The organism is Streptomyces sp. NPDC007162, from assembly GCF_040634175.1.
Taxonomy (GTDB): domain Bacteria; phylum Actinomycetota; class Actinomycetes; order Streptomycetales; family Streptomycetaceae; genus Streptomyces.
The window spans coordinates 1-5,833 of sequence record NZ_JBEYFC010000538.1; the positions used below are offsets into that span (position 1 = coordinate 1).

Here is a 5,833-nt window from a genome sequence, read left to right on the forward strand (position 1 = left end):
CTTCCGGATCGGCCGCCGACATCGCGGTGCTGTGCGCTGCGGTGTCGTTGGGTGGTGGAGAGGTCATACGCGCTCTGAATCATCGGGAGGCGTATCGGACTCTGTGGTACAGGCGGCTGGATAGACGGTGAGGTGGGCTGCTGCCTGCCACAGTCATTCCGCGGCGGCCGTCGTGTCGGCAAATGGGGTGAAGTGCGCGGGCGGGTGGTCGATGGGCAGGTCGGGCCGCCAGGCGGTCAGGACTTGGGCGCTGCATTCGAACAGACCGGACGGCAGGGAGTCCAGGGGCCACCAGCGCCAATCGGTCACGCTCTCGTCGGGCTGGTCGGCGGGGGTTCCCTGCCAGGCGGTGACGACGGTGGCCACAGTGAGGCGGACGACGTCGCCGACGTGGTCGAGGAGAGTGCCGAGCAGGCGTACGTCCGCGGGGAGGGCCGTGAGGCCGGTCTCCTCGGCGAGTTCGCGCACGACGGCCTCGGACAGTGATTCGCCGGGCTCCACCGTGCCGCCCGGCAGCTCCCGTGTGCCCAGCCGATGTCGGCCGAGGAGGAGGCCCTGGGGCGCGAGCAGCACGGCGCCGACGCCGACGGCGGCGTGGGCGAGGGGTGGTTTCGGGGTGCGGGGACGGGCTGTGATCCGGGCCGGTCGGTGGACCTGGAAGAGCCGGTAGGAGGCGTGGTTGTTCTTTTCCGGCGCGTCGAGGACGGTGATGTCCTGCACGCGGAAGCCGTAGTGGACGAGCAGGTCTTCCCACAACTCGGGTGTGAGTACCCACATGTGCACGGTGAGGTCGTCGCCGCCGGCCGGGCGCAGGATCTCCGGGCGTGGGGTGATGGTCGAGGTGGGGCCGTGGCCGGCGGAGTTGGTGTGCAGCACGGTGAAGTACAGCCGTCCGCCCGGTTTGAGGGCGGTGGCCAGGGCGGGCAGGAGTCGGTGCGGGTCGAGGAAGTGGAAGGTGCTGAGGGAGTAGATCACGTCGTACGGCGCTGCCGTGCTCAGGTGCTCGACAGCGTCGGCGTGGATCAGCCGCAGTCCCGGTACCTCGGGGTAGCGGGCGCGCGCTCTCTCGATCTGGCTGAGGGAGGCGTCGACGCCGTCCACCTGCGCACCGTAGGCGCGGGCCAGGTGTGCGGCGTGCCGACCAGGGCCGCAGCCGATGTCCAGGACGCGCAGGCCTCTGATGTCCCCGAGGATGGCGTCCCCCGCCGCGTTCGCGGCAGGGCCCCAGGTGATCTGGTCCACCTCGGTCAGGGGCGTACCGCGCCCCAGGTGGTGTGTTCCGTAGGCGTCCCAGGCGAGGCGCGTCTGATGTTCGATGTCCAACACGTTAACTCCCGTGATGAGTTCAGGGGCGGAGTGCGTAGCAGCGCAGCACGTCGAGATCGGCGACGCGTACGACGGACCAGCCCGCGGTGAGCGTCTCGGCTTCGGCGGGGCTGATCCCGAGGTGCCGGTACGGATCACCGGCCTCGCGACGGCCGGCGATTTCGGTGACAACCCAGAAGGTCCCACCGGGTGCGAGGACCTGCCGGACACGGTCGAGGAAGGCCGCCTTGTCGTCCATCCAGCGGTAGACCAGGCGGCAGGCGACGACGGCATACGCGGGGTCCGGCAGGGCGCCGGGGTCATCGGAGGTGAAGTCCATCAGGTGCCAGGCCGGCCCCTCACCCTGCTGGGTGTTCCGGGCTGCGGTGATGGCGCTGGGGGCGAAGTCGATGCCGGTGGTGCGGTAACCGAGCTGATGGAGGTGGCGGGCGAGGGAGCCCTCGCCGGTGCCGATGTCGAGAGCCGGGCGTCCGCGGCCCGGTCCGACATGGTCGGCGAGCAGCGTGGCCTCGGTGCTGGTGACCTCCCGGTACCGGCGTCCATCGGCCCAGAGCGGCTCCCAATAATCGGCGCTGGCTGGGGTCGTCACCATGCGGCTCCTTTGCTAGCGGGTGGGACGGCTGGGATTTTGGTCCTGGCGGGCATCGTCGGAGGCTGAGCGGCGGGGCAGCACCAGAGCCGGCGCTGCGATGCCGGGAACGACGGGCCAGTTGACCCTGATTCGCGTGTTTCTGGCCGGCCCGGAGGCTGCTTCGAGCATGACGGCCTGCAGCCACGGTGCGCTGACGGAGCTGCTGATGCGGCCGTCGGGCGTACCGGGTAGGGATGATGTCATCGGCGTACGCGGTCCGCACGGGCACTTCCGGTGCGTAAGCATGGCGGGGCACCCTGCGCGGGGTGGCCCTGACGGCGGCTGTGCGGACGTGCCGGCCGCTCGGAGCTGATCGACGAGCCGGTGCCGCAGCCTGCTGGGATCGTGCTCCTGCGCGGTGGTGGGAGGAGTCGGCACGCTGGGCCCCTGGAGCGGGTCATGCGGGATCGGCGACGGTGGGGGAGCCGGGGCGGGGGATGGTTCCTGTGGGGGCGTACTGGGCGGCTTGCGCGTCGAACATCGAGGCGTAGCGCCCTTGGGCGGCCATGAGTTCGTCGTGGCTGCCGTGTTCGACGAGCCGTCCGTGGTGCAGGACGTAGATGCGGTCGGCATGGCGGACGCCGGACATGCGGTGGGTGACCAGGACGACGGCCCGGTTCGGTGCGGCGAGCCGGCGGATACGGTCGAAGGCGGCGATCTCGGCCTCCGGGTCGAGAGCGGAGGTGGGCTCGTCCACGATGAGGACGCTGTCGGCATCCGAGGTGGAGCTGCGCCAGTGGGTACGGGCGAGCCCGATCTTCTGCCACTCGCCGCCGGAGAGCTCGCTAGCACCGCGGAACATTCGGGCCAGCAGGGTCCGAAGGCCCTCTGGAAGTTTTGCGATGACCGGTCCGGCACCCGCGTAGTCCACGGACGGCTGCAGGTCCTCGGGACCGGCTTCCTGGGCCGGCCGGCCGATCCGGATGTTCAACGCCGCCGTCACCGGCCAGCGTTGGAAGTCCTGGGTGAGCAGCGCGACGCGGTCGAAGACTTCGGAGCGGTCGAGGGAAGCGACGTGGGCATCACCCCACCACACGGTCCCGCTCTGCGGCAGCAGCAAGCCCGACAACACCTTCATCAGCGTGCTCTTGCCCGAGCCGTTCTCGCCGACCACGGCGGTGACCGAGCCCATGGGCAGGGCGAGGGAGACCCCGTCGAGGGCGGGAGTTTCCCGGTCCGGGTAGCGGTAGCTCACCTGGTCGAGGACGACCTGCTTCACCTGCGACGGTACGGGATCGCCCCCGCTGGGGATGGTGCGCCGTGCCGCCTCGTCCAGGAACCGGGCGTGGTCGCGGACGTACAACGACTCCTCGTGCAGCTGGTTGACGTTCATCACCAGCGCGCCCAGGCTCGCCGAGCCGGACCGGACGGCGATGACGGCGGTGCCGGCCACGGCAAGACTCATGTGCCCGCTCGTGATCAGCAGGAACATGGCCGCGTACGTCGCCGCCATGGCGAGCCCGGACAGCGCGGCGGCCACCCACTCGGTGACCGCTTTCCCGGCGGCCAGCCGCTCCTGCTCGGCCTCCGCGCTCTCCGCCATACGCTCGTACCGGCTGAGCAGGAACGGCCCTACGGCGTGGATGCGCACCTCCTGCGCTGCCGAGCGCTCGGTGAGCAGGTTGCCGATGAGACGGCTGGCCCGCACGTGCTCGACCCAGCTCATCACCGACACATACCGTTCCTGCGCCACCCGCATCGCGCCCCAGCCGCGCGGCGCCGCGATCAGGATCAGCAGCGGCAGCAGGACCGGGTGGAGGATGGTGAGGACGCCGGCCGTGGAGATCAGGGAGATGGTGCCGTTCAGCGCGGCCACGCAGGCGCTGATCATGCGGCGGGCGGATGCGGCGCCGTACTGGGCGACGTCGATCAGCCGCCGGAACTCCGGGTCCTCGATGGCCTCCAGCTCCACCGACGCGGCGGCGGCCAGGTACTGCGTGGTGGCGATCCGCTCGACTAGTGGCTCCAGCCGGCCCGCCCGCGAGGTGGACCACCCGGCCAGGCCCGAGTTGACCACGGCCGCGCCGGCGGCGGCGAGCAGTCCCGGCAGGACCGCGTGCAGCCGCTGCCCGGGGGTGCCGGAGCCGAGCAGCGCGTGCATGACGGCGTTGACCGCGAGCAGCCCCACTGCGGCGGCGAGACCCTGTCCGATCTCGCTGAGGGCGACCGTGAGCAGAGCGCGGCGGTCTGCTTGCCACGTCATCCGTAAGGTCGCTCCCACGAGCCTCGGCATGGAGCGTAGAGCCGACATCATCGTCAAGTCGAGCCGTGCACGCTCATGTTCAGACCAGCCGAAGTCATAGCGCAGAGGACCGCCGAAAAGCTCCTGCTCGGCGTCGGAGACCTCCGGCTCGGCCATCCGCACCCGTCCGAAGAACCTATTCACAGCGTGCCTCCGGGCCCGGGCTGGCGCAGCGACTGGAGAGCTGGCGTGGAAGCCACCGCGCCATGGTGACAGTGATCATCTGCACAGAGGCCCTGCGGCTGGACTCGTCGCGGTACGAGTACTCCTTACTCGGTGCCACGTTATGAGGAGTCACATGTGCTGGTGTCCGGGCCGAAGTCAACGTGGTCCCCCTTGACGGTTGTGTGACTGCTCCTGCGGCTCAACGAGCCGGTCGGAATTTCGAACACATGTGTTTCGGTCGTGTTGGTAACCCTGGGATGGAGCGCGCGCCGGAGCTTGCGGGTTGCATCGACCCTTGCGGCCCCTGGGCCAGGGGTTGGAGCGACGGTGGCCAAAACGCCGAGCGTGCCGCCGTTCGGCACCGGGGATGGAGCGTGACCTCGTGGAAGCGGGCGAGCAAAGTGCCGGATCCAGGGAGCGGCGGTCGATCGCGGTTATCAGGAGAAGCGGGCAATCGCAGGCTCGGTGTGAGTCCGCAACAAAGTGCTGGCCCTTGCGAGGTCTTCGGGAGTGTCGATCGCCAATCCTTCGTCCGCGACGCCGAGCATCCGTACGTCGTGGCCGTGTTCGATGAAGCGCAGCATCTCCACGCCTTCGGTACGTTCCAGCGGCCCCTGAGGGAGATGCCGGAACGTGGTGAGGGCCGTTCGGGTGAAGCCGTAGAGACCGAGCTGACGCAGGTACCTCGGTCGGTCACCGCGCGGGTACGGGATCGGCTGCCGGGAGAACATGAGGGCGTTGTGCTCGGCATCGAAGACGACCTTGACGACGTTATGGTCCAGGACGGCACCGGCGTCGTCCAGCTCCGTGTACGCGTTCACAGCCAGAGTTCCGGATGCCAAGTGCTCCAAGGCATCGGAAACGGCGTCGATTGCGGTGGGGGAGATGAACGGTTCGTCGCCCTGGACGTTGATGTACGGGCAGGCGTTCCGCGCACTCCGCAACGCGGTCCGTGCCGGTGAGGTGTTCTCCGGTCCGCAGGCACTCGATGCCCAGGCGGTGGCACGCCTCCTCGATGCGCTCGTCATCGGTGGCGACCACCACCCCGTCGAGGCGCTTTGCCTCCAGGCAGCGCTGGTGGACGTGCCACAGCAGCGGCTTATCCCCGAGCTGCGCAAGGGGCTTTCCCGGAAAACGGGAGGCTCCCCAGCGGCAGGGGATGACCGCTATGTGGCGGCGGCGCGCGGTGCTCGGCGGTGCGGCGGTGGTGACGGCCACGGCGTACTCCCGTCGGTGAGTGTCAGGACTGAGTAGGGCGGGGGAGGAGGGCCAGCTTGGCGCGGACGGTCGGCGAGGCAGAGTCCTCGAAGGACCGCCACTCGTATCCGCTGACCTCTTCAGGATGAACGATCAGGATTTCTGGCGCAGCACACCAGCTTGGTGCTGCCGGCGGATTCGGCGCCCGGCTGGCCCGGTGACGCGTGCCTGTCCGGAGGAAGATCCGTTCCTCGGGCAGCTCTCTGGGCGCC

Annotated in this window: 3 protein-coding genes and 1 pseudogene; all 4 read right to left on the reverse strand. The window is 69.6% G+C overall.

Translation table 11 applies throughout. From position 1 onward, the window contains the following. Positions 1–153: 153 nt before the first annotated feature. Positions 154–1,323, reverse strand: coding sequence for a bifunctional class I SAM-dependent methyltransferase/NUDIX hydrolase (locus ABZ646_RS38430; RefSeq protein ID WP_360529883.1), 1,170 nt, complete (start codon positions 1,321–1,323; stop codon positions 154–156). A 22-nt stretch (positions 1,324–1,345) separates the two neighbouring features. Beyond that, positions 1,346–1,918 (reverse strand): class I SAM-dependent methyltransferase, encoded by a 573-nt coding sequence (locus ABZ646_RS38435; protein ID WP_360529886.1) that lies wholly within the window; start codon positions 1,916–1,918, stop codon positions 1,346–1,348. Positions 1,919–2,354: 436 nt separating this feature from the next. Then, positions 2,355–4,316 carry an ABC transporter ATP-binding protein gene (locus ABZ646_RS38440; RefSeq protein ID WP_360529889.1) on the reverse strand — a complete coding sequence of 654 codons (1,962 nt, stop codon included), beginning with the start codon at positions 4,314–4,316 and terminating at the stop codon, positions 2,355–2,357. A 485-nt stretch (positions 4,317–4,801) separates the two neighbouring features. Continuing rightward, positions 4,802–5,582 (reverse strand): annotated as a pseudogene (locus ABZ646_RS38445) (3-deoxy-manno-octulosonate cytidylyltransferase). Between the last annotated feature and the right edge of the window lie 251 nt (positions 5,583–5,833).